The 23,421-nt window shown below is 44.9% G+C and carries 17 protein-coding genes and 5 tRNA genes; all 22 read left to right on the top strand.

Features of this window, described 5'->3' with window-relative positions; genetic code table 11:
* Nucleotides 1-298 precede the first annotated feature (298 nt).
* The 22 genes from murB to JAO78_RS15805 all read left to right on the top strand — a co-directional run bounded on the left by murB (nucleotide 299) and on the right by JAO78_RS15805 (nucleotide 23,175).
* Nucleotides 299-1,312 carry a UDP-N-acetylmuramate dehydrogenase gene (murB, locus tag JAO78_RS15910; RefSeq protein ID WP_226752346.1) on the top strand — a complete coding sequence of 338 codons (1,014 nt, stop codon included), beginning with the start codon at nucleotides 299-301 and terminating at the stop codon, nucleotides 1,310-1,312.
* Nucleotides 1,299-2,282, top strand: coding sequence for a bifunctional biotin--[acetyl-CoA-carboxylase] ligase/biotin operon repressor BirA (birA, locus tag JAO78_RS15905; protein WP_226752345.1), 984 nt, complete (start codon nucleotides 1,299-1,301; stop codon nucleotides 2,280-2,282). The genes murB and birA overlap by 14 nt, the downstream gene beginning before the upstream one ends.
* Nucleotides 2,282-2,977 carry a type III pantothenate kinase gene (locus JAO78_RS15900; protein WP_226752344.1) on the top strand — a complete coding sequence of 232 codons (696 nt, stop codon included), beginning with the start codon at nucleotides 2,282-2,284 and terminating at the stop codon, nucleotides 2,975-2,977. Before birA ends, JAO78_RS15900 begins: the two co-directional genes overlap by 1 nt.
* Before the next feature lie 111 nt (nucleotides 2,978-3,088).
* Nucleotides 3,089-3,164 (top strand) — tRNA-Thr (locus tag JAO78_RS15895).
* A 5-nt stretch (nucleotides 3,165-3,169) separates the two neighbouring features.
* Nucleotides 3,170-3,254 (top strand) — tRNA-Tyr (locus JAO78_RS15890).
* 32 nt (nucleotides 3,255-3,286) lie between these two features.
* Nucleotides 3,287-3,361, top strand: a tRNA-Gly gene (locus JAO78_RS15885).
* Nucleotides 3,362-3,371: 10 nt separating this feature from the next.
* Nucleotides 3,372-3,447 (top strand) — tRNA-Thr (locus JAO78_RS15880).
* A gap of 73 nt (nucleotides 3,448-3,520) precedes the next feature.
* Nucleotides 3,521-4,705 carry an elongation factor Tu gene (gene tuf, locus JAO78_RS15875; RefSeq protein ID WP_097113087.1) on the top strand — a complete coding sequence of 395 codons (1,185 nt, stop codon included), beginning with the start codon at nucleotides 3,521-3,523 and terminating at the stop codon, nucleotides 4,703-4,705.
* Nucleotides 4,706-4,863: 158 nt separating this feature from the next.
* Nucleotides 4,864-4,940, top strand: a tRNA-Trp gene (locus tag JAO78_RS15870).
* An 83-nt stretch (nucleotides 4,941-5,023) separates the two neighbouring features.
* Nucleotides 5,024-5,398 (top strand): preprotein translocase subunit SecE, encoded by a 375-nt coding sequence (secE, locus tag JAO78_RS15865; protein WP_226752343.1) that lies wholly within the window; start codon nucleotides 5,024-5,026, stop codon nucleotides 5,396-5,398.
* 3 nt (nucleotides 5,399-5,401) lie between these two features.
* Nucleotides 5,402-5,941, top strand: a complete 540-nt coding sequence (gene nusG / locus JAO78_RS15860; protein WP_226752342.1) for a transcription termination/antitermination protein NusG — start codon at nucleotides 5,402-5,404, stop codon at nucleotides 5,939-5,941.
* A gap of 121 nt (nucleotides 5,942-6,062) precedes the next feature.
* Entirely contained in the window at nucleotides 6,063-6,491 is a 429-nt protein-coding gene (gene rplK, locus JAO78_RS15855; RefSeq protein ID WP_027672427.1) for a 50S ribosomal protein L11, read from the top strand.
* 3 nt (nucleotides 6,492-6,494) lie between these two features.
* Entirely contained in the window at nucleotides 6,495-7,196 is a 702-nt protein-coding gene (rplA, locus tag JAO78_RS15850; protein WP_226752341.1) for a 50S ribosomal protein L1, read from the top strand.
* 274 nt (nucleotides 7,197-7,470) lie between these two features.
* Nucleotides 7,471-7,965: a 50S ribosomal protein L10 gene (gene rplJ, locus JAO78_RS15845; RefSeq protein ID WP_226752340.1), complete on the top strand. Its 495-nt coding sequence runs from the start codon at nucleotides 7,471-7,473 to the stop codon at nucleotides 7,963-7,965.
* A gap of 62 nt (nucleotides 7,966-8,027) precedes the next feature.
* The gene (rplL, locus tag JAO78_RS15840) at nucleotides 8,028-8,393 is read left to right on the top strand and encodes a 50S ribosomal protein L7/L12 (RefSeq protein WP_226752339.1); all 366 of its coding nucleotides are present in this window, start codon (nucleotides 8,028-8,030) and stop codon (nucleotides 8,391-8,393) included.
* Between the two features lie 173 nt (nucleotides 8,394-8,566).
* Nucleotides 8,567-12,592 carry a DNA-directed RNA polymerase subunit beta gene (gene rpoB, locus JAO78_RS15835; RefSeq protein WP_226752338.1) on the top strand — a complete coding sequence of 1,342 codons (4,026 nt, stop codon included), beginning with the start codon at nucleotides 8,567-8,569 and terminating at the stop codon, nucleotides 12,590-12,592.
* Between the two features lie 69 nt (nucleotides 12,593-12,661).
* Nucleotides 12,662-16,837, top strand: coding sequence for a DNA-directed RNA polymerase subunit beta' (rpoC, locus tag JAO78_RS15830; protein ID WP_226752337.1), 4,176 nt, complete (start codon nucleotides 12,662-12,664; stop codon nucleotides 16,835-16,837).
* A gap of 150 nt (nucleotides 16,838-16,987) precedes the next feature.
* A complete protein-coding gene (rpsL, locus tag JAO78_RS15825) occupies nucleotides 16,988-17,362 on the top strand; it encodes a 30S ribosomal protein S12 (protein ID WP_226752336.1) in 375 nt (124 codons plus the stop codon).
* Between the two features lie 90 nt (nucleotides 17,363-17,452).
* Nucleotides 17,453-17,923, top strand: a complete 471-nt coding sequence (gene rpsG, locus JAO78_RS15820; protein ID WP_226752335.1) for a 30S ribosomal protein S7 — start codon at nucleotides 17,453-17,455, stop codon at nucleotides 17,921-17,923.
* A gap of 27 nt (nucleotides 17,924-17,950) precedes the next feature.
* Nucleotides 17,951-20,056, top strand: coding sequence for an elongation factor G (gene fusA, locus JAO78_RS15815; protein WP_226752334.1), 2,106 nt, complete (start codon nucleotides 17,951-17,953; stop codon nucleotides 20,054-20,056).
* 55 nt (nucleotides 20,057-20,111) lie between these two features.
* Nucleotides 20,112-21,296: an elongation factor Tu gene (gene tuf, locus JAO78_RS15810; protein ID WP_097113087.1), complete on the top strand. Its 1,185-nt coding sequence runs from the start codon at nucleotides 20,112-20,114 to the stop codon at nucleotides 21,294-21,296.
* Nucleotides 21,297-21,435: 139 nt separating this feature from the next.
* Nucleotides 21,436-23,175, top strand: coding sequence for an acyl-CoA dehydrogenase family protein (locus JAO78_RS15805; RefSeq protein WP_226752333.1), 1,740 nt, complete (start codon nucleotides 21,436-21,438; stop codon nucleotides 23,173-23,175).
* Nucleotides 23,176-23,421 lie beyond the last annotated feature (246 nt).

The following is a 23,421-nucleotide window of genomic DNA, read 5'->3' as shown; positions in this document are numbered from 1 at the left end:
TAGCTCGAATTGTTCCGAGTAACGAAGTACGCCGTTAGACAGATTTTTAACGGGACGTCACCATCATGCTCAAAACTCACCGTGTATACCTTTGTATCTTAACGCTTGATAAGTGCTGCCGCGTCACTAGCCACAATCAAATCGCACTTGCAGTAAGATTGATAAAGCTATGCCACGCATTGCTGCAACGATCAACATAAGATAACCATGCTATACACGGTATATTTATTCTAGTTTATGTTTGCGCTTACCCAGTAGCACCTTTAGAATTGCCGCATTCGGTTTATCGGTGTTTGCTATGCTTTTCTTACAGAATCAAGCTGCTGAGGCTTACTCTACATTTCGTTTAAAAACATCGTTGCAGCAAGTAATAGAGGTGCAAGATGTTAACGAACTCAATACGATTAACATCGATTCTGCTCCTATTATTTTAGGCGAGGGCAGCAATACTATTTTTCTAACTGAGCAATCACGTCCTATATTACGTTTTACTTCGTCTCAACGAACGATATTGAATGAGACGCTTGATACTGTAAATCTTCATGTAGAAGCGGGTCACAATTGGCACCAATTAGTCAGTTGGGCAGTGAATTCAGAGCTATGGGGTATCGAGAATCTGGCATTAATACCAGGATCTGTTGGTGCAGCACCTATCCAAAACATTGGTGCTTATGGTGTTGAATTTGCGGATATCTGTGATTATGTCGATTTTTACTCGTGGGCTGATCAAGCCGTACATCGGTTCTCGGCAGCTGAGTGTCAATTTGGTTATCGTGACAGTCTATTTAAACAAAGTTTAACTAGTAAAGGATTGGTTATCGCCGTCGGTATTACCCTACAGAAAAAACCGAAACGTGTTCTTAATTATGCGGGTTTAGATACCGTATCTGATAGCGCATCCTTACAAGAAATATACGCCCAAGTCATTGCTACAAGACAGAGTAAGTTACCTGATTATACAAAGTTGGCTAATTGTGGCAGCTTTTTTAAGAATCCTATAATTTCATTGGGTGCCTATCGTTCACTTCAGCAGCAATTTCCAAAGATCCCAGGTTATATTGTCGCCGATAACGTCAAAGTGCCAGCAGCTTGGTTGATCGATCAATTAGGATTTAAGGGTTATCGTTTGCAGGATATCGGTTGTTATGAGCGTCAGCCGTTAGTATTGGTTAACTTTGGTAATGGAACGGCAGAGGCATTATTAACGTTAGTAAATATGATTATCGGTAAAGTTAAAGATCGCTATGCTATTTTGCTTGAGCCTGAAGTTCGAATGTTAAATAAAGATGGCATAGCTTATGTCAAAAGCTAATCTACAAGTACAGCGGCAATTACTCAGCGTATTAGCTGATGGTAAATTTCATTCCGGTCAGGTACTTGCCAATCATTTTGGCATCAGTCGTACGGCAATTGCGAATTACATCGCAGAGTTAGAGTTGGTCGGTTTAGACATATATAAAGTGAAAGGTAAAGGCTATGCTTTAACCAAACCTATTGTCTTGCTCGATGCGGCCATTATCCGCCAACTTCAACCTGCTCAAAGTGCGCCGGTATTAGTCCAGCATATCACTGACTCTACTAACTTACAGTTGATGCAGGCCTTACAAAGTAATAAAGACCTTGCCAGCGCCAGTGTCATTGTGGCTGAAGCACAAACGGCAGGACGTGGACGACGCGGGCGTAGCTGGTATTCACCTTTTGGCAGTAATTTATATTTTAGTTATTACTGGAAGCTTGAGCAGGGTATCCAAGCTGCTATGGGTTTAAGTATTGTTGCTGGTTGTGCCTTATGTCAGGTTTTACAACGTCATTATCAGATCTCGACCAAGATGAAATGGCCAAACGATATCTACATCGATAATCGAAAAGTGGCTGGAATATTAGTTGAATTAGTGGGGCAGGCTGATGGCGCTTGCCATGTAGTAATAGGGATTGGTATTAACGTGCAATTACCACTACAAGCTTTGCAGCATATTGATCAACCCTATGCTGATCTTGCTACCGCGACTGATCATGCTATTAATCGCAATGAATTAGTCGTGCATTTACAAAGTGCCTTAACCTATGCCTTAAAACAGTTCCAGCAAACAGGTTTTGCACCGTTTCAGGAATCTTTCAATCAGTTGAATTTATACGCTCAGCAAACAGTGACTTTATCAGGAAGTGCAAGCGCAACCGGTGTTTGCAAGGGGGTTGATAATCAGGGGGCGATTTTGTTAGAGCATGCGGGACAAATTGTCGCTTACTTTGGTGGTGAAGTTAGTTTAAGAGCGGCGACTTGATGTATTTACTGTTAGATATTGGTAACTCACGCACAAAAGCCGTAATTTATGAAAATGGTAAGTTTACGCTACTGTCTGATTTAAACCTGCAATCAATAGCACCTTATCGCTTCATTGCTGTATACGTTGCTTGCGTGGGTTTTGATGAACATGTTGAGCAGTTACAGCATACACTGGGTTTAACGCATTTGCCTTGGTACAGATTAGTCAGCCAAACAGCTGCTTTTGGCGTGGTTAATCGTTATGCCACACCTGAGCGATTAGGGGTTGATCGTTGGTTAGCCATTTTAGGCGCTGATAGCTTGTTGCAGACGAAAAATCTAATGATAGTCGATGCCGGTACGGCTTTAACTATTGATTGGTTAGATAAGTCACAGCAACACCAAGGCGGTTGGATTATTCCTGGTCTTCGCTTGCAACAAGAAGCGGTAATAAAAAATACGGCAAGAGTAGGCAGTACTCCAGATGATAGTCAGGAATTAATCTTAGGCGTTAATACACAAGATTGCGTTAAAAATGGTGCTCTTGCAGCATTATGTGGTGCTATTCGTGCTGGTTGGCAGTTAAAACCAACCGACGTTATCTTCCTCACGGGTGGTGATTCACCAAAGTTGGCTCAATATCTGTCTGACTTGCCGGTACAACTGGATCCTTTACTGATTTTTCGCGGCATAGCGCGATATATTGCAACTTAAACGCGGGATCGCACAACAATTAGCCGTTCAGCTAATAATTTATGTTTTTTTCTGTTTTTCTTGTTGCGCCATCCCCACCATTCTACTAGAATTCGCACCCACTGACGTAGTGCCGCTTTAGCTCAGTTGGTAGAGCAACTGACTTGTAATCAGTAGGTCATCCGTTCGACTCGGATAAGCGGCACCATTAGTGGAGGGGTTCCCGAGTGGCCAAAGGGATCAGACTGTAAATCTGCCGGCACTGCCTTCGAAGGTTCGAATCCTTCCCCCTCCACCATTCTTCGTCAGAAGAATAGCTACGAGTAGGCCGCGGGCATCGTATAATGGCTATTACCTCAGCCTTCCAAGCTGAAGATGCGGGTTCGATTCCCGCTGCCCGCTCCAGTTACAAGTTGCTGATATAGCTCAGGCGGTAGAGCGCATCCTTGGTAAGGATGAGGTCCCCAGTTCGATTCTGGGTATCAGCACCATCTTGCATGCCTCCCTCGTTCGCTTTACAATTAATTTTTTTATTCCGCCGTTTTGTTTTAATAAGGGTTACTTATGGCTAAGGCTAAATTTGAACGCGTAAAACCGCACGTAAACGTAGGTACTATCGGCCACGTTGACCACGGTAAAACTACTCTGACAGCTGCTATCACTAACGTATTAGCAAAGACATACGGCGGTCAGGCATTTGCTTTCGATCAAATCGATAAAGCACCAGAAGAAAAAGCTCGTGGTATCACTATCAACACGTCACACGTTGAATACGATACACCAACACGTCACTATGCACACGTAGACTGTCCAGGTCACGCTGACTATGTTAAAAACATGATCACTGGTGCGGCACAGATGGACGGTGCTATTCTGGTAGTAGCGGCGACTGACGGCCCAATGCCACAAACGCGTGAGCACATCCTGTTATCACGTCAGGTTGGTGTACCTTACATCATCGTGTTCATGAACAAGTGTGACATGGTAGATGACGAAGAGTTATTAGAATTAGTAGAAATGGAAGTGCGTGAGCTTCTTTCAGACTACGACTTCCCAGGTGATGACTTACCAGTAATCCGTGGTTCAGCCTTAAAAGGTCTGGAAGGCGATGCTGAGTGGGAAAAGAAAATCCTGGAATTAGGCGAAGCGTTAGATACGTATATCCCTGAGCCAGTACGTGCGATTGATAAGCCATTCATCATGCCAATCGAAGACGTATTCTCAATTGCTGGTCGTGGTACTGTAGTAACAGGCCGTGTAGAGCAAGGTATCATCAAAGTGGGTGAGACAGTAGAAATCGTTGGTATCAAAGACACTGTAGCGACTACTTGTACTGGTGTAGAAATGTTCCGTAAGCTGTTAGACGAAGGTCGTGCAGGCGAGAACATCGGTGCTTTATTACGTGGTACTAAGCGTGAAGACGTAGAACGTGGTCAAGTATTAGCGAAGCCAGGTTCAATCAAGCCACACACTAAGTTCGAAGGCGAAGTGTACGTATTGTCAAAAGAAGAAGGTGGTCGTCACACGCCATTCTTCAAAGGCTACCGTCCACAGTTCTACTTCCGTACAACAGACGTAACGGGTGCAGTAGAATTACCAGAAGGCGTAGAAATGGTTATGCCTGGCGACAACCTGAAGTTTGTTGTTGAACTGATTTGCCCAATCGCGATGGACGAAGGTCTACGCTTCGCTATCCGTGAAGGCGGCCGCACAGTAGGTGCTGGCGTAGTATCAAAAATCATTGCTTAATTAGCACTGATGTAAAGAAGGCCCTACGGGGCCTTTTTTGTCGCTAAAAAAACCTGCTGAATTGCCAAGCTGCTGCATTGTAAGCTTGTTTTAGTCTGCTGAGACAGTATAATGAGCGGCTATTTAGCGACAGGTGATTTTCGTCGTTATGTTTTTGTAGGGGCATAGTTCCAATTGGTAGAACAGCGGTCTCCAAAACCGATGGTTGGGGGTTCGAATCCCTCTGCCCCTGCCACTATTTTCAAGCTCGGATATGCCGTCCGTGCTGTTATGTTTGTTATGAGAACAACATAAGTAAGCCTATTAAGTGAGTGAAGCATGAGTGCAACAAGCGAAACCCCAAAAAGCGGATTAGATCTGGTTAAATGGTTGTTAGTACTAGTGATACTATCATTAGTCGTGGTTGGTAATTATCTTTACGAGTTATCTAGTCTGGAAAAGGCTATTGCCATTGTTGTATTAGTTGCCGCTGCGGGCTTTGTAGCTGCACAGACTTACAAAGGCAAAACTTTCCTTAATTTCGCCAAAGAGTCACGTACTGAAATCCGGAAAGTGGTTTGGCCAACTCGTCAAGAGACCATGCAGACCACTATTATCGTTCTTATTGCCACTGTTATTATGGGGCTTATTTTGTGGGGCCTCGATGCTATTTTATTACGCGTCGTCTCCTTCTTTACCGGACTAGGGGGTTAACTTATGGCAGGAAAAATGCGTTGGTATGTAGTGCAGGCCTTTTCAGGTTTCGAACAGCGAGTTGCCACCTCACTACGTGAACATATTAAAATTCATCAAATGGAAGAAAAGTTTGGTGAAGTATTAGTACCCACTGAAGAAGTTGTGGAAATGCGTGCCGGTCAGAAACGTAAATCTGAGCGTAAGTTTTTCCCTGGTTACGTATTAGTACAAATGGAAATGTGCGAAGAAGCTTGGCACTTAGTGAAAAGTGTGCCGCGTGTGCTGGGTTTTATCGGTGGTACTTCTGACCGTCCAGCACCTATTTCTGAAAAAGAAGCACTGACCATTTTGAATCGCTTACAAGACAATATTGATAAGCCGAAGCCGAAAACCTTGTTTGAAGCCGGTGAAGTGGTTCGTGTAACAGAGGGACCTTTCGCAGACTTTAACGGCGTAGTCGAAGAAGTTGACTATGAAAAGAGCCGCGTGAAAGTCTCGGTACTCATTTTTGGTCGTGCAACTCCGGTTGAGTTAGAATTCGGTCAAGTCGAAAAAGCGTAATTTACAGCTTGTAACGGGGCGTTGATTAAAATATAATCTGCGCCCTTTTTATCGTATGGGAAGCCGTTTGAGTAAGTGTCCTCGCATTTACGAGGCTAAGACCCAATCACAGAGGTGAAACATGGCAAAGAAAGTCACTGCACTCATTAAATTGCAGGTAAAAGCCGGTATGGCAAACCCGTCACCACCAGTTGGTCCGGCGTTAGGTCAACACGGTGTTAACATCATGGAATTCTGTAAAGGCTTCAACGCTCGTACAGAAAGTCTTGAAAAAGGCATGCCAATTCCTGTTGTTATTACAGTATATAGCGATCGTTCTTTCACGTTCGAAACTCGTACCCCACCAGCGTCTTTCTTATTATTGAAAGCAGCCGGTTTAAAAGGTGGTTCAGGTCGTCCTAATACCCAGAAAGTCGGTAAGATTACAGCTGCACAGGTTGATGAAATCGTTAAGATCAAACAACCTGATTTAACAGCTGCAGATCATGCTGCTGCGGTGCGTACCATTGAAGGTACTGCTCGTTCTATGGGCTTAGTGGTGGAGGGCTAATCGATGGCTAAATTAACAAAACGCGCTAAGTTAATCCGCTCTAAAGTAGATTCTACTCGCGAATATGACATCAACGAAGCAGTTGCTTTGTTAAAAGAATTATCTGCCGGCAAGTTCCTTGAGAGCGTTGACGTTGCAGTAAACCTAGGTATCGACGCTCGTAAGTCTGATCAAAACGTTCGTGGTGCAACAGTGTTGCCACACGGTACGGGTCGTACTGTTCGCGTTGCCGTATTTACACAAGGTGCTAACGCCGAAGCTGCTAAAGCCGCTGGTGCTGACATCGTAGGTATGGAAGACTTAGCTGATCAAGTTAAGAAAGGCGTAATGGATTTTGACGTTGTTATCGCGTCTCCAGATGCTATGCGTGTTGTCGGTATGTTAGGTCAAATTTTAGGCCCTCGTGGTTTAATGCCTAACCCGAAAACTGGCACAGTTACACCAAACGTAGCTGAAGCAGTTAAGAACGCCAAAGCGGGTCAAATCCGTTACCGTAATGATAAGAATGGTATTATCCATTCTACTATCGGTAAAATCGATTTTGACGCTGACAAGTTGAAAGAAAACTTAGAGTCGTTACTGGTTGCTCTGAAGCGTGCTAAGCCTTCAGTTGCTAAAGGTATCTACATCAAAAAAGTAACGCTTTCTTCTACTCACGGTGCTGGTTTAACATTAAACCAAGCATCTTTAAGCGCCACTGTCTAAGCGCTTTACACTAGGGCGTGGTTAATTTATAATCTCGCCCTCGTTTTTAGGGTAGAAGCCAGGCTTCATTGAAGTACTGGCTTCCGTCCAAGACCGTAGGTGTCACAAGTTTCTTTTGAAAGGCGTGACTTAAAAAAACAACCTACGCAGACGGTGTAGGCCCCAGAAAGAATTAAATTCGTTCTGGTCTCACCGTAAATCGCGCGTTGGCATATTGTCAACGTTGTGTAGGAAACCGGACATAAAGTCCGGATGAACCAGGAGTTAAGAGCCAATGGCTATAAAGCTTGATGACAAAAAAGCAATTGTTGCTGAAGTCCAGGAAGCTGCCAAAGGTGCTTTATCTGCGGTAGTCGCAGACGCTCGTGGTGTCACTGTAGGCAAAATCACTGCTCTGCGTAAGCAAGCACGTGAAGCTGGTGTTTGGGTCAAAGTGGTCCGTAACACCCTAGCTCGCCGCGCAGTAGATGGCACCGAATTTGAGTGTCTGAAAGATGTATTCGTAGGCCCGACATTAGTTGCGTTTTCTAAAGAGCACCCAGGTGCTGCAGCGCGTATCTTCAAAGATTTCGCGAAAGAAAACAAAAACTTCGAGCTTAAAGGTGCAGCTTTCAACGGTACCACAGTGAACATCGACGTGTTAGCATCGTTACCAACATACGACGAAGCTATCGCACGCTTGATGAGCACCATGAAAGAGGCAGCTGCCGGCAAACTTGTACGTACAATTGCCGCGGTTCGCGACCAAAAACAAGAGCAAGCCGCGTAATTATACGTTTGGTTTTGTAGAGTTTAATTCGGGCCAAGGCCCATAATTTAGGAATCTGCGCAATGTCAGTGACTAAAGATCAAATCTTAGATGCAATCGCAGCAATGTCTGTAATGGAAGTTGTTGAATTAGTATCTGCAATGGAAGAAAAATTCGGTGTTTCTGCTGCTGCTGCAGTAGCTGTTGCAGCTGGTCCAGCTGCCGCTGTTGAAGAACAAACTGAATTCAACGTAGTATTGGCTGCTGTTGGCGCAAACAAAGTATCTGTTATCAAAGCAGTACGTGGCGCAACAGGTTTAGGCCTGAAAGAAGCGAAAGACTTGGTTGAAAGCGCTCCAGCTGCAATCAAAGAAGGCGTTTCTAAAGCAGAAGCAGAAGCTCTCAAGAAAGATCTTGAAGAAGCTGGTGCATCTGTTGAAATCAAATAATCTGGTTAATACCAGATTAGCTGCCTGAATTTCAGGCCGGGCTGGTGATGAATTAATCACCGGCCTTTTTGCGCTGTGGGACAATGATTTCCCCACCCCTGCTGTTACCAGGTCTGGTAACATAAGCCACCGATAAGGTGGTTGGGAAAAAAATCAGCAAGCTGAGGAACCCCATGACTTACTCTTATTCTGAGAAGAAACGTATCCGTAAGGACTTCGGCAAACGTCCGGAAGTATTGGATGTGCCATACCTGTTGTCGATTCAAATCGAATCATTCAGCAAATTTATCGAGCCAGATCCTGAAGGTGGATACGGTTTAGAAGCCGCTTTCCGCTCTGTTTTTCCAATCAAAAGCTATTCAGGCAGTGCGGAATTGCAGTATGTTAGCTACCGTATCGGGGAACCTGTTTTTGACGTTAAAGAATGTCAAATCCGTGGTGTAACCTATTCGGCACCTTTACGGGTTAAGCTGCGGATGGTGCTGTTTGACAAAGAAGCGCCAGGCACAATCAAAGATATCCGTGAACAAGAAGTCTATATGGGTGAAATCCCGTTGATGACCGAAAATGGTACCTTTGTTATTAATGGTACTGAGCGCGTTATCGTTTCTCAGTTACACCGTAGTCCAGGTGTGTTCTTCGACCACGACCGTGGTAAGACGCACTCGTCTGGTAAAGTCTTATATAATGCTCGCGTGATCCCATACCGTGGTTCATGGTTAGACTTTGAATTTGACGCTAAAGATAACTTGTTCGTGCGTATCGATCGTCGCCGTAAATTACCTGCGACTATCCTATTACGTGCACTTGAACTGAGCACAGAAGAAATTCTGGCCACTTTCTTTGAAAATACCCGTTTTGATATTAAAGACGGCAAAATTTTGATGGAAGTAGTAGCAAACCGTTTACGCGGTGAAACAGCTGCATTTGATATTAAAGATAACGATGGCGAAGTGATCGTAGAACATGGTCGTCGTATTACTGCCCGTCATGTGCGTCAGCTGGAAAAAACCGGTATGACCATGATGGAAGTACCACATGAATATGTGGTAGGTCGTGTCCTAGCGAAAAATTACGCTGACCGTTCAACCGGAGAGATTATTGCCGAGGCGAACGCAGAGCTCACATTAGAGCTGTTAGCAAAACTAGCAAAAGCAGGCTACGAAAGTTTCGAAACCTTATACATCAACGATTTGGATCAGGGTTCTTATGTCTCAGAAACTATCCGTATCGATCCTAGCAGCAACCGGATGGAAGCCCTGGTAGAAATTTACCGGATGATGCGTCCTGGTGAACCGCCAACGCGCGAAGCTGCAGATACTTTATTTGAAAATTTATTCTTCTCAGAAGATCGTTACGACTTATCAACAGTCGGTCGGATGAAATTCAACCGTCGTGTTGGTTTCGAAGATGGCACAGGTACCGGTGTACTGAGCAAAGAAGATATTTTAGCGGTAATGAAAGTCTTAATTGATATCCGTAACGGTAATGGCGAAGTTGATGACATCGACCACTTAGGTAACCGTCGGATCCGTTCTGTTGGCGAAATGGCGGAAAACCAATTCCGTGTTGGTTTAGTTCGTGTTGAGCGTGCTGTGAAAGAGCGTCTGTCTTTAGGCGATCTGGATGCGGTTATGCCACAAGACTTAATTAACGCTAAGCCTATTTCTGCTGCTGTAAAAGAGTTCTTTGGTTCAAGCCAACTTTCTCAATTTATGGATCAGAACAACCCATTGTCAGAAGTGACGCACAAACGTCGTATTTCAGCACTTGGCCCTGGCGGTCTTACACGTGAACGTGCTGGTTTCGAAGTTCGTGACGTACACCCAACGCACTATGGTCGGGTATGTCCAATCGAAACGCCAGAAGGTCCAAACATCGGTTTGATTAACTCGTTATCGATTTTTGCGCAAACTAACGAATATGGTTTCTTAGAAACCCCTTACCGTCGTATTGAAAACGGTATTGTGACTGATGAAGTCGATTTCTTATCTGCAATTGAAGAAGGTAACTTTGTTATCGCTCAGGCCAACGCTGAGTTAGATGCAGACAACCGTTTAGTTGATGCTTTAGTACCGTGTCGTTTTAAAAACGAATTCACGTTAATGGCCTCAGCTGAAGTGCAGTATATGGACGTGGCACCACAACAGATTGTGTCTGTTGCAGCAGCCTTAATTCCGTTCTTAGAGCACGATGATGCTAACCGTGCATTGATGGGTTCGAACATGCAACGTCAAGCAGTACCTACCTTACGGGCTGATAAGCCGTTAGTAGGTACAGGTATTGAGCGCGTTGTAGCGAAAGACTCAGGTGTAACTGTGGTAGCAAAACGTGGTGGTGTTATCGATTACGTCGATGCCAGCCGTATTGTTATTAAGGTTAATGAAGATGAAATGGTTGCTGGCGAAGCCGGTATCGATATCTACAACTTAACCAAATACACCCGTTCTAACCAAAATACTTGTATTAACCAACGTCCATGTGTCAACCACGGTGAGCCAATTGAACGTGGTGATGTCTTGGCTGATGGTCCTTCTACTGATTTAGGCGAACTTGCATTAGGCCAAAACTTACGCGTGGCTTTCATGCCATGGAACGGTTACAACTTCGAAGATTCGATTTTGTTATCTGAGCGATTAGTACAAGAAGATCGTTTAACCACTATCCATATCCAGGAATTAAGCTGTATTGCTCGTGATACTAAGCTTGGGCCTGAAGAAATCACGGGTGATATTCCTAACGTAGGCGAATCTGCGCTGTCTAAACTAGACGAAGCCGGTATTGTTTACATTGGCGCCGAAGTGAAAGGTGGTGACATTCTGGTGGGTAAAGTTACCCCGAAAGGTGAGAGCCAACTTACACCAGAAGAAAAACTACTTCGTGCTATTTTTGGTGAGAAAGCGTCTGACGTTAAAGATACGTCTTTACGTGTACCAAACTCAGTGACCGGTACGGTTATTGATGTCCAAGTCTTTACTCGTGACGGCGTTGAAAAAGATAAACGCGCTCGCGAAATCGAAGAGATGGAAGTCAAACAAGCGAAGAAAGATCTGAATGAAGAATTCCGTATTCTTGAAGCAGGTATCTTCGACCGTGCACGTAACTTGTTAGAGCAAAGTGGTTTAGATCGCGCCAAGCTGAATACGTTGAAAGGTGATGCGTTATTTAATCAAAGCTTAAGTGACGAAGATAAGCAGAACGATCTTGAGCAATTAGCAACGCAATACGAAGAAATCCGTGTTGAGTACGACAAGAAGTTCGAAGCTAAGCGTCGCAAGATTGTTCAAGGTGATGATTTAGCACCAGGCGTACTGAAAATCGTTAAAGTTTACCTTGCGGTAAAACGTCGTATCCAGCCAGGTGATAAAATGGCCGGCCGTCACGGTAACAAGGGTGTAATCTCTACTATCGTGCCAGTTGAAGATATGCCATACGATGATAAAGGTCAGCCGGTTGATATCGTACTTAACCCATTGGGTGTACCTTCGCGGATGAACATCGGTCAGATCTTAGAAACGCACTTAGGCTTAGCCGCTCGTGGTATCGGTGACAAGATTGACGGCATGATCAAAGAACAGAAAGAAACGGCGGAAATCCGTGACTTCCTGAAAAAGGTTTATGCTTTAGGTGAATCACGTCAGAACGTTGATATTGAAAGCTTCACTGATGATGAAGTGCGTCGTTTGGCTCAGAACTTACGCAAAGGTCTGCCAGTCGCTACGCCAGTATTCGATGGTGCGAAAGAATCTGAAATCAAGCAATTACTTGAGTTAGGTGACTTACCTGCCAGCGGTCAAATCGCGTTATATGATGGTCGTACCGGTAATACTTTCGAACGGAAGGTTACTGTCGGTTACATGTACATGCTGAAACTGAACCACTTGGTTGATGATAAGATGCACGCGCGTTCTACTGGCTCTTACAGCCTGGTTACTCAGCAGCCGCTGGGTGGTAAGGCACAGTTCGGTGGTCAGCGCTTCGGTGAGATGGAAGTATGGGCATTAGAAGCATATGGTGCGGCTTATACCCTACAAGAAATGCTTACCGTTAAGTCTGATGACGTCAACGGTCGTACCAAGATGTATAAAAACATCGTTGACGGCGACCACAGAATGGAACCTGGCATGCCAGAATCTTTCAACGTATTAATGAAAGAAATCCGTTCGCTCGGTATTAATATCGAATTGGAAGAGGAATAAACCGACCTTGTGTTGGGGGGCAGTCAGTAAGCTGCCCCATTCCGGTTTACCTCTTACAGGAGAGCAAAGGTGAAAGACTTATTAAAGTTTCTGAAACAACAAACTAAGACTGAAGAGTTTGATGTTATTCGTATCGGCTTATCTTCGCCAGACATGATCCGTTCATGGTCGTTTGGTGAAGTGAAAAAGCCCGAGACGATCAATTACCGTACCTTTAAACCAGAGCGTGACGGTTTATTCTGTGCCCGTATCTTTGGCCCAGTAAAAGACTACGAGTGTTTGTGTGGTAAGTACAAACGTTTGAAGCACCGCGGCGTAATATGTGAAAAATGTGGCGTAGAAGTGACCTTAACAAAAGTACGTCGTGAGCGTATGGGTCATATCGAGTTGGCTAGCCCAACCGCGCACATTTGGTTTTTAAAGTCGCTGCCCAGCCGTATCGGTTTACTGTTAGATATGACCTTGCGTGATATCGAACGTGTATTATATTTCGAAAGCTATGTTGTTACCGAGCCGGGTATGACTTCTTTAGAGCGTCGTCAGATGTTAACTGAAGAAGAATATCTAGACGTGTTAGAAGAACATGGTGATGAGTTCGAAGCCAAGATGGGTGCAGAAGCGATTCTGGATATTCTGAAAGGTATTGAGCTGCCAACTGAAATCAAACAAATGCGTGAAGAGTTACCTACGATTAACTCTGAAACCAAGCGTAAGAAGATCAGTAAGCGTCTTAAGTTAATGGAATCATTCCACACCTCTGGCAATAAGCCTGAGTGGATGATCATGACTGTTTTACCGGTATTACCGCCAGATTTACGTCCATTAGTTCCATTGGATGGTGGCCGTTTTGCCACGTCAGATCTTAACGATTTATACCGTCGTGTGATTAACCGTAACAACCGTTTGAAGCGTTTATTAGATTTGTCTGCACCAGACATTATCGTACGCAACGAAAAACGTATGTTACAAGAAGCGGTTGATGCGCTATTAGATAACGGTCGTCGTGGTCGTGCTATTACCGGTTCTAACAAGCGTCCATTAAAATCGTTAGCTGACATGATCAAAGGTAAGCAAGGTCGCTTCCGTCAGAACTTGTTAGGTAAGCGTGTTGACTATTCTGGTCGTTCGGTTATCACCGTAGGTCCTACACTGCGTTTACACCAGTGTGGTTTACCGAAGAAAATGGCTCTTGAGCTGTTCAAACCTTTTATTTACGGCAAGCTTGAAGCGCGTGGTTTAGCCACCACCATTAAAGCGGCTAAGAAAATGGTTGAGCGCGAAGAAGGCGCGGTATGGGATGTGTTAGACGAAGTCATTCGTGAACACCCTGTATTGTTAAACCGTGCACCAACACTGCACCGTTTAGGTATTCAAGCTTTCGAACCTGTGCTGATTGAAGGTAAAGCGATTCAACTGCACCCATTAGTGTGTGCGGCTTATAACGCCGACTTCGATGGTGACCAAATGGCGGTACACGTACCGTTAACTATCGAAGCGCAGTTAGAAGCGCGTGCGTTGATGATGTCAACGAATAACGTACTGTCACCCGCCAATGGTGAGCCAATCATTGTTCCTTCACAGGACGTTGTATTAGGTCTGTATTACATGACTCGCCAAGCGGTTAACGCGAAAGGCGAAGGCATGATGTTCAAGAGCGCGAAAGAAGCTGAAAAAGCCTTCCGTGCAGACTGTGCAAGCTTACATGCTAAAGTTAAAGTGCGTATCACTGAAGTTGAATTTGCTGAAGATGGTAGCCGTACTGAAACAACGGAAGTGAAAGATACAACAGTAGGTCGTGCAATTCTGTATTCAATCCTGCCGGAAGGTATGAGTTTTGAATCAGTTAACCAAGCCATGGGCAAGAAACAAATTTCTCGCTTATTGAATGGTGCTTATCGCCGTATCGGTCTGAAGAAAACCGTTATTTTGGCTGACCAAATCATGTATACCGGTTTCCATTATGCGATGTTATCAGGTGTTTCTGTTGGTATTGATGACATGGTCATCCCTGACTCGAAAACTAAGATCATCGATGATGCTGAAAATGAAGTAGCCGAAATTCAAGACCAGTTCCAACAAGGTTTGGTAACAGCCGGTGAAAAATACAACAAAGTTATCGATATTTGGTCAAATGCCAACGAAAGCTTATCTAAAGCGATGATGGACAACCTTTCGAAAGAGAATGTGGTTGACCGTGATGGTAATACTGTTGAGCAACAATCATTTAACTCTGTTTATATGATGGCTGACTCAGGCGCTCGGGGTTCTCCGGCGCAGATCCGTCAGTTAGCCGCAATGCGTGGTCTGATGGCAAAACCAGATGGTTCAATCATCGAAACGCCCATTACCGCAAACTTCCGCGAAGGTCTGAGTGTATTACAGTACTTCATTTCAACGCACGGTGCGCGTAAAGGTCTTGCCGATACGGCATTGAAGACAGCTAACTCGGGTTACTTAACGCGTCGTTTAGTCGATGTAGCACAAGATTTAGTGGTGACTGAGCAAGACTGTGGTTCTGAGCAAGGTATTATCATGAAGCCGCTGATTGAAGGTGGTGACGTGGTTGAAGGTCTACGTGAGCGAGTACTGGGTCGTGTGGTTATCGGTGATATTTTATCGCCAACTACCGAAGAAGTTCTTGTCGCTGACGGCACCATGCTTGATGAACAGCTGTGTGACATTATTGAACAGAACTCGATTGATGAAGTACATGTGCGTTCAGTAATTACCTGTCAAACTGACTTTGGTGTGTGTGCTAAGTGTTATGGTCGCGACCTAGCACGTGGTCACTTAATCAATGCTGGTGAAGCTGTAGGTGTTATTGCTGCGCAATCAATCGGTGAGCCTGGTACACAGTTAACCATGCGTACATTCCACATCGGTGGTGCTGCATCGCGTTCTTCTGCTGAAAACAGCGTACAGGTTAAAAATGCCGGTATGCTTAAACTGCAGAATGCGAAGTTTGTACGTAACGCGGATAACAAGATTGTTATTACCTCTCGTTCAGCTGAAGTGACCGTATTTGATGACTTAGGCCGCGAGAAAGAGCGTTATAAACTGCCATACGGTTCGATCATGGCCACTGACGACAACGCGAAAATCGTTGCTGGTCAGGTTGTAGCGAACTGGGATCCGCATTCACACCCAATCATTCTTGAGCGTGGCGCTAAGGTTTCTTTCAGTGATGTTGATGATACCAACACTGAAGTACAACAAGACGAGTTAACCGGTTTAACTCGAACGGTTGTTAAAGATTTAGCTAAAGCCAATGCGAAAGAGCCAAAACTGATCCTGGCAACAGATGATGGTGGTTTACAAGAGATCCGTTTACCTAGCTTTACAACTATCGAAGTTACCGACGGTGACACAGTAGTAACAGGTACCGTGTTAGCACGTATTCCGCAAGAAAGCTCGAAGACACGTGACATCACCGGTGGTCTGCCTCGCGTAGCTGATTTATTTGAAGCACGTAAGCCGAAAGATCCAGCTATTTTGGCTGAAATCTCTGGTGTGATTAGCTTCGGTAAAGAAACTAAAGGCAAACGTCGCCTCATCATTACCCCTGAACAGGGTGATGCACATGAAGAAATGATTCAGAAGTGGCGCCAAGTCAATGTGTTCGAAGGTGAACGCATTGAGAAAGGTGAAGTTATTTCAGAAGGCCCTGAATCAGCTCACGATATCCTGCGTTTACGTGGTATTCACCAGGTTGCCAGCTATATCGTTAACGAAGTTCAGGATGTATATCGCTTACAGGGCGTTAAAATCAACGATAAGCACATTGAAACGATTATTCGTCAAATGTTGCGTAAGTGTATTATTACCCACCCTGGTGATAGCGAGTTCTTGGAAGGTGAACAAGCAGAAGTGGCGCGCGTTAATATCGCAAACCGTGATCTGGAAGCCGCGGGCAAAATGCCAGCACAGTATGAACGTTCATTACTGGGTATCACCAAAGCGTCTCTGTCGACTGACTCGTTCATTTCTGCAGCGTCGTTCCAAGAAACAACCCGTGTTCTCACCGAAGCTGCTGTTGCAGGTAAGATTGATGAATTACGTGGTTTGAAAGAGAACGTTATTGTTGGCCGTTTGATCCCAGCCGGTACTGGTTTTGCTTATCACCAGAATCGCGCTCGTCAACGTGCTGGCAACAATGAAGTTGTTGAACCGACAAGAAGTGCAGAGTCTGCCGAACAGGCCTTGACCGATGCATTAAACATGAACTTATCGGGCAACGACGAGTAAACAAGCAAGATGCCGTTTGCCGGTGATTAAAATGCCGGCAAATTGCATTGTAACTTGACAGGTCAAAGCTTGACCATTAGAATTCCGCGACCCTAATTTCGGGGGCGGAATTTTCACGTTTATTGGGTATTTATTAACCAGGAGTATTTAATGGCAACAATCAACCAGCTAGTGCGTAAGCCGCGCAGCCAGAAGGTAGCCAAGAGCACCGTTCCGGCGCTTGAAGCTTGCCCGCAGAAGCGTGGTGTTTGTACCCGTGTATACACCACTACACCTAAGAAGCCTAACTCAGCATTACGTAAAGTATGCCGTGTTCGTTTAACTAACGGATTCGAAGTGTCTTCTTATATTGGTGGTGAAGGCCACAACCTGCAGGAACACAGCGTAGTGCTGATCCGCGGTGGCCGGGTAAAAGACCTTCCAGGTGTGCGTTACCACACCGTACGTGGCACATTAGACTGTGCAGGCGTAAAAGATCGTAGACAAGGCCGTTCTAAATACGGCGCCAAGCGGCCTAAGAAATAACGGTACTCCGTTAGTAAGGCCAAACTAAACAACTTTTTTTCTTTAATGTATTAAAAGTTTTGGAATCACCTGAAGCAATCGGAGTTTCGAATGCCTAGAAGACGCGTCATAGGTCAACGTAAAATCCTTCCAGATCCTAAGTTCGGAAGTGAATTGTTGGCAAAGTTTGTAAACGTCGTAATGGTCGACGGTAAAAAATCTACAGCCGAATCAATTGTATACGGCGGACTTGAAATTGCAGCTGCAAAGTCTAAAAAAGAACACATCGATTTATTCGAAGTGGCTTTAGACAACATTCGTCCTACAGTCGAAGTTAAATCACGTCGTGTTGGTGGTTCTACCTACCAAGTGCCGTGTGAAGTTCGTCAAGTACGTCGTAACGCTTTAGCTATGCGTTGGTTAGTGGAAGCTGCCCGTAAACGTGGTGAAAAGTCTATGGCTCAGCGTCTTGCTGGTGAGATGCTTGATGCAATCGAAAATAAAGGTTCTGCGGTTAAGAAACGTGAAGACGTGCACCGTATGGCCGAAGCGAATAAAGCGTTCGCACACTTCCGCTGGTAAGAATTTCTTAACTAAGAGGAATGTAGAGTGGCACGTACAACTCCAATAGAACGTTACCGTAACATTGGTATCTGTGCTCACGTTGATGCCGGCAAAACTACGACATCTGAGCGGATCCTGTTTTATACAGGCCGCTCTCACAAAATTGGTGAAGTTCATGATGGCGCAGCCACAATGGATTGGATGGAGCAGGAGCAGGAACGCGGTATTACTATTACTTCTGCGGCTACCACGACCTTTTGGTCTGGTATGCAGCAGCAGTTTGATATGCACCGTATTAACTTGATTGATACCCCAGGTCACGTAGATTTCACTATCGAAGTAGAGCGTTCTTTGCGCGTGCTAGATGGTGCCGTCGTCGTATTGTGCGGGTCATCAGGTGTGCAGCCTCAAACTGAAACAGTTTGGCGTCAAGCAAATAAGTACGAAGTTCCTAGAATGATCTTCGTGAATAAAATGGATCGTACCGGTGCGAACTTCCTGCGGGTTGTAAAGCAAGCGAACGACCGTTTAAATTCACGTTGCGTACCTATTCAGTTGCCAATCGGGGCAGAAGATAACTTCAGAGGCGTAGTTGATCTCGTCAAAATGAAGGCTATTAACTGGAACGAAGAAGATCAGGGTATGACCTTCACTTATGAAGAGATCCCAGCAGAAATGCTGGAAGAATGTCATGAGTGGCGCCAAAACCTGATGGAAGCAGCGGCTGATGCTAACGAATCCATGATGGAACGCTATCTCGAAGGTGAAGAATTCACTGAAGATGAGTTGCGTCAAGCATTACGTGATTTAACGTTACGTAATGAAATAGTGCTAGTGCAAGTAGGTTCTGCCTTTAAGAATAAAGGCGTGCAGGCCATGTTGGATAACGTTATTTACTATCTGCCTTCACCGACAGAAGTAAAAGCAATCAACGGTATTCTGCCTGATGAAACTGAAGGCTTTCGTAAATCGGCTGATTCGGAACCTTTTGCGGCGCTAGCATTCAAAATTGCTACAGACCCGTTTGTTGGTACTCTTACTTTTTTCCGTGTTTACTCGGGTATTGTTGAGTCAGGCTCAGCAGTATACAACTCAGTAAAAATGAAGAAAGAGCGTATTGGCCGCATCGTACAGATGCATGCTAACGCGCGCGAGGAAATCAAGGCTGTTTGCGCCGGCGATATTGCTGCTGCGATTGGTCTCAAAGATACGACAACGGGCGATACCTTATGTGATATGGATCATCCGATTATTTTGGAACGCATGGTGTTTCCTGAGCCGGTTATTTCTGTTGCTGTTGAGCCTAGAACACAGGCTGATCAAGAAAAGATGGGAATAGCGTTAAGCAAGCTGGCAGCAGAAGATCCGTCATTCCGAGTACATACTGACGAAGAAACCGCACAAACCATTATTTCTGGTATGGGTGAATTACATCTCGACATCATTGTTGATCGCATGCGTCGTGAATTTAAGGTCGAGGCCAATGTGGGTAAACCACAGGTGTCTTACCGTGAAACATTGCGTGGCAAAACAGAAGTTGAAGGTAAGTTTGTTCGTCAGTCAGGCGGTCGTGGCCAATTTGGTCATTGCTGGTTGCGGATTGAGCCGTTACCTGAGGGTGAAGGTTATAAGTTCGAGAACGCAGTAATTGGCGGGGCGATTCCAAAAGAATTTATCCCTGCTATTGATAAGGGCGTTCAGGAACAAATGAAAAACGGTGTATTAGCGGGTTATCCGGTAATCGACGTGAAAGTTACTGTATTCGATGGTTCCTACCACGATGTTGACTCGAACGAAATGGCGTTCAAAATCGCTGCGTCTATGGGCTTCAAAAAAGGAGCTCTTCAGGCTAAGCCGGTTGTCCTCGAGCCTATTATGAAGGTTGAGGTAGTTACGCCAGATGACTTCATGGGTGATATCGTTGGTGATTTAAACCGTCGTCGCGGTATCATCAACGGTATGGAAGATGCGCCTGGCGGGATTAAGATAATCGACGCCAATGTACCGTTATCTGAAATGTTTGGCTATGCAACTAATATGCGTTCTTTGAGTCAGGGCCGTGCCTCTTACTCTATGGAACCGCTGAATTATCAGGAAGCACCAAGCAATGTTACTGAAGCAATTATTGCTTCTCGTAGAGCTTACGATTAACGATTAAACAGTCCCGATTTAACGGGTCTTAAATTTGACTAAGAAGGGTCTATAAATGGCTAAGGCTAAATTTGAACGCGTAAAACCGCACGTAAACGTAGGTACTATCGGCCACGTTGACCACGGTAAAACTACTCTGACAGCTGCTATCACTAACGTATTAGCAAAGACATACGGCGGTCAGGCATTTGCTTTCGATCAAATCGATAAAGCACCAGAAGAAAAAGCTCGTGGTATCACTATCAACACGTCACACGTTGAATACGATACACCAACACGTCACTATGCACACGTAGACTGTCCAGGTCACGCTGACTATGTTAAAAACATGATCACTGGTGCGGCACAGATGGACGGTGCTATTCTGGTAGTAGCGGCGACTGACGGCCCAATGCCACAAACGCGTGAGCACATCCTGTTATCACGTCAGGTTGGTGTACCTTACATCATCGTGTTCATGAACAAGTGTGACATGGTAGATGACGAAGAGTTATTAGAATTAGTAGAAATGGAAGTGCGTGAGCTTCTTTCAGACTACGACTTCCCAGGTGATGACTTACCAGTAATCCGTGGTTCAGCCTTAAAAGGTCTGGAAGGCGATGCTGAGTGGGAAAAGAAAATCCTGGAATTAGGCGAAGCGTTAGATACGTATATCCCTGAGCCAGTACGTGCGATTGATAAGCCATTCATCATGCCAATCGAAGACGTATTCTCAATTGCTGGTCGTGGTACTGTAGTAACAGGCCGTGTAGAGCAAGGTATCATCAAAGTGGGTGAGACAGTAGAAATCGTTGGTATCAAAGACACTGTAGCGACTACTTGTACTGGTGTAGAAATGTTCCGTAAGCTGTTAGACGAAGGTCGTGCAGGCGAGAACATCGGTGCTTTATTACGTGGTACTAAGCGTGAAGACGTAGAACGTGGTCAAGTATTAGCGAAGCCAGGTTCAATCAAGCCACACACTAAGTTCGAAGGCGAAGTGTACGTATTGTCAAAAGAAGAAGGTGGTCGTCACACGCCATTCTTCAAAGGCTACCGTCCACAGTTCTACTTCCGTACAACAGACGTAACGGGTGCAGTAGAATTACCAGAAGGCGTAGAAATGGTTATGCCTGGCGACAACCTGAAGTTTGTTGTTGAACTGATTTGCCCAATCGCGATGGACGAAGGTTTACGCTTCGCTATCCGTGAAGGCGGCCGCACAGTAGGTGCTGGCGTAGTATCAAAAATCATTGCTTAATCAGCACTGATGTAAAGAAGGCCCTACGGGGCCTTTTTTTATGCTTAAAATATATGCAAAGGCAACAATTCAAACACTTGTTTGAAAATCTCGGCTGTGCGATGCTAGAGGCCATTTGTTTAGTAATTAAGGTGATAGTATGAGTCAGTATCAAGCCCCTGTAGACGACATAAGTTTTAATCTGTTCGACGTTTGGCAATTAGACCAGTACTGGCAGCAGCAACCTCAATTACAAGAATTAATAGAAGCCGATACAGCAAAAGCCATCTTAGAAGAGGCCGCAAAAATTTGTGAGCAACAACTTGCTCCCTATAGCCAAATAGCAGATGCGGTAGGTGCACAACTCGCCGATGGTAAAGTCAGTTTGCCCGAGCATTATTACACAGCTTATCAAAGTTTATCCGAGGGTGGCTGGACTGGCCTCAGTGGTGATGCTGAATTTGGTGGAATGGGCATGCCAAAATCGCTTTCTATGATGGTTGATGAAATGCTTTGTAGTGCGGATATCGCTTTTTCGTTATATCCAGGTTTAACCGCCGGCGCCTGCGTTACCCTGTTACAGCATGCCGATGAGCAAATGAAAGCCTGTTACTTACCAAAATTATACAGCGGAGAATGGTCTGGCACGATGTGTTTGACCGAGGCTCATGCGGGTTCAGACCTAGGCATTATGCGTACAACTGCAAAACCCGATACAGATGGCAGTTACTTAATTTCGGGTAGCAAAATTTTTATCACTGCTGGTGAGCATGATCTGACATCAAATATCATTCATTTAGTGTTAGCTAAGTTGCCAGATGCACCTGCTGGAAGTCGAGGCATTTCTTTATTTCTAGTACCAAAATTTATTGTGACAGAAAACTGTGACTTAGCAGAGCGTAATGCCGTCAATGTTGGCTCTATCGAACATAAGATGGGTATTAATGGTTCGGCTACTTGTGTGCTTAACTTTGATGGTGCGCGCGGTTATTTAATCGGCGAGCCGCATCGTGGTCTAGCGTGTATGTTTACCATGATGAATTACGAGCGTTTGTCGATGGGCAGCCAAGGGCTAGGAGCTGCCGAGCGGGCATATCAAAATGCGTTAGCTTATGCCAAAGATCGCTTACAAGGAAGAACCGGTAAAACGGATCCTAATAAAGCGGATGCCATCCTGGGTCATGCTGATGTTAGGCGAATGCTACTTAACATTAAAGCAATGAACGAGGCCGGTCGCACTTTCGCTACTTGGGTGGCAAATTTGCTGGATCGTGCAAAATACGACGGTTGTGCGCAATCAGCACAGCGAGCTAATTTACTGACACCGATCACCAAAGCCTTTATGACCGATCGAGGGTTAGATGCATGTATTACGGCCCAGCAAGTATTCGGTGGTCATGGTTATGTAAAAGAGTGGGGCATGGAGCAGTTAGTGCGTGATGTACGAATTGCCCAGATCTATGAAGGAACCAATGGTATTCAAGCGGCTGACTTCATGTTGCGAAAAGTCGCATCAGATCAAGCTGCCGTGTTACTTGCCTTATTAAATGATATTCAACTCGAACTAAAAGCGCATCCTACGTCGATAAGTGTTGTTGTCGAAAAGCGCATAACGCAATTAATTGACGTCAGTCATTCATTATTGGCGCAAGAACAAAACGTGCTCAGTATGAATGCTTGTGATTACTTAGATGCAGTGGGCTATGTACTCTATGCTTATATGTGGCAAAGAAATCTCATGGCGTTAAACCCTGCTAAACACAGTGCTGACTTCGTGGCGGCTAAAACTCAAACAGCCATGTGGTATACACAAAAAGTGTTGCCAAAGGTTGATGGTTTATTTAGCAGTTTGCAAAGCGATGGGTCAGCGATGTTTGCGCTAACTGAAGATCAATTTTAACGCATAGCTTGCTGTTAAGCCTCAAGGTAGACGTTGCAACAAAGTACAATTAGCGTCTGCTTTGAGGTTGGCTGTTGGAATAATAAACAGCACTTGCATTATCAATTGTTCTGTATATAATATGCGGCCAGTCGATTCATATCTGGCTGATACAAGCTACATTGCAACCTCTAAAGTGAGTATGCGTAGTTTGTACTATAAGCCCCCGATTGGGGGGCAACTGGTAACTTGGTGCATAAGCAAACC

The organism is Alishewanella maricola, from assembly GCF_016343785.1.
In the GTDB taxonomy this organism is placed as follows: domain Bacteria; phylum Pseudomonadota; class Gammaproteobacteria; order Enterobacterales; family Alteromonadaceae; genus Alishewanella; species Alishewanella maricola.
The sequence above is the reverse complement of the archived record's forward strand: the minus strand, read 5'-3'. Positions and strand labels throughout refer to the sequence as shown.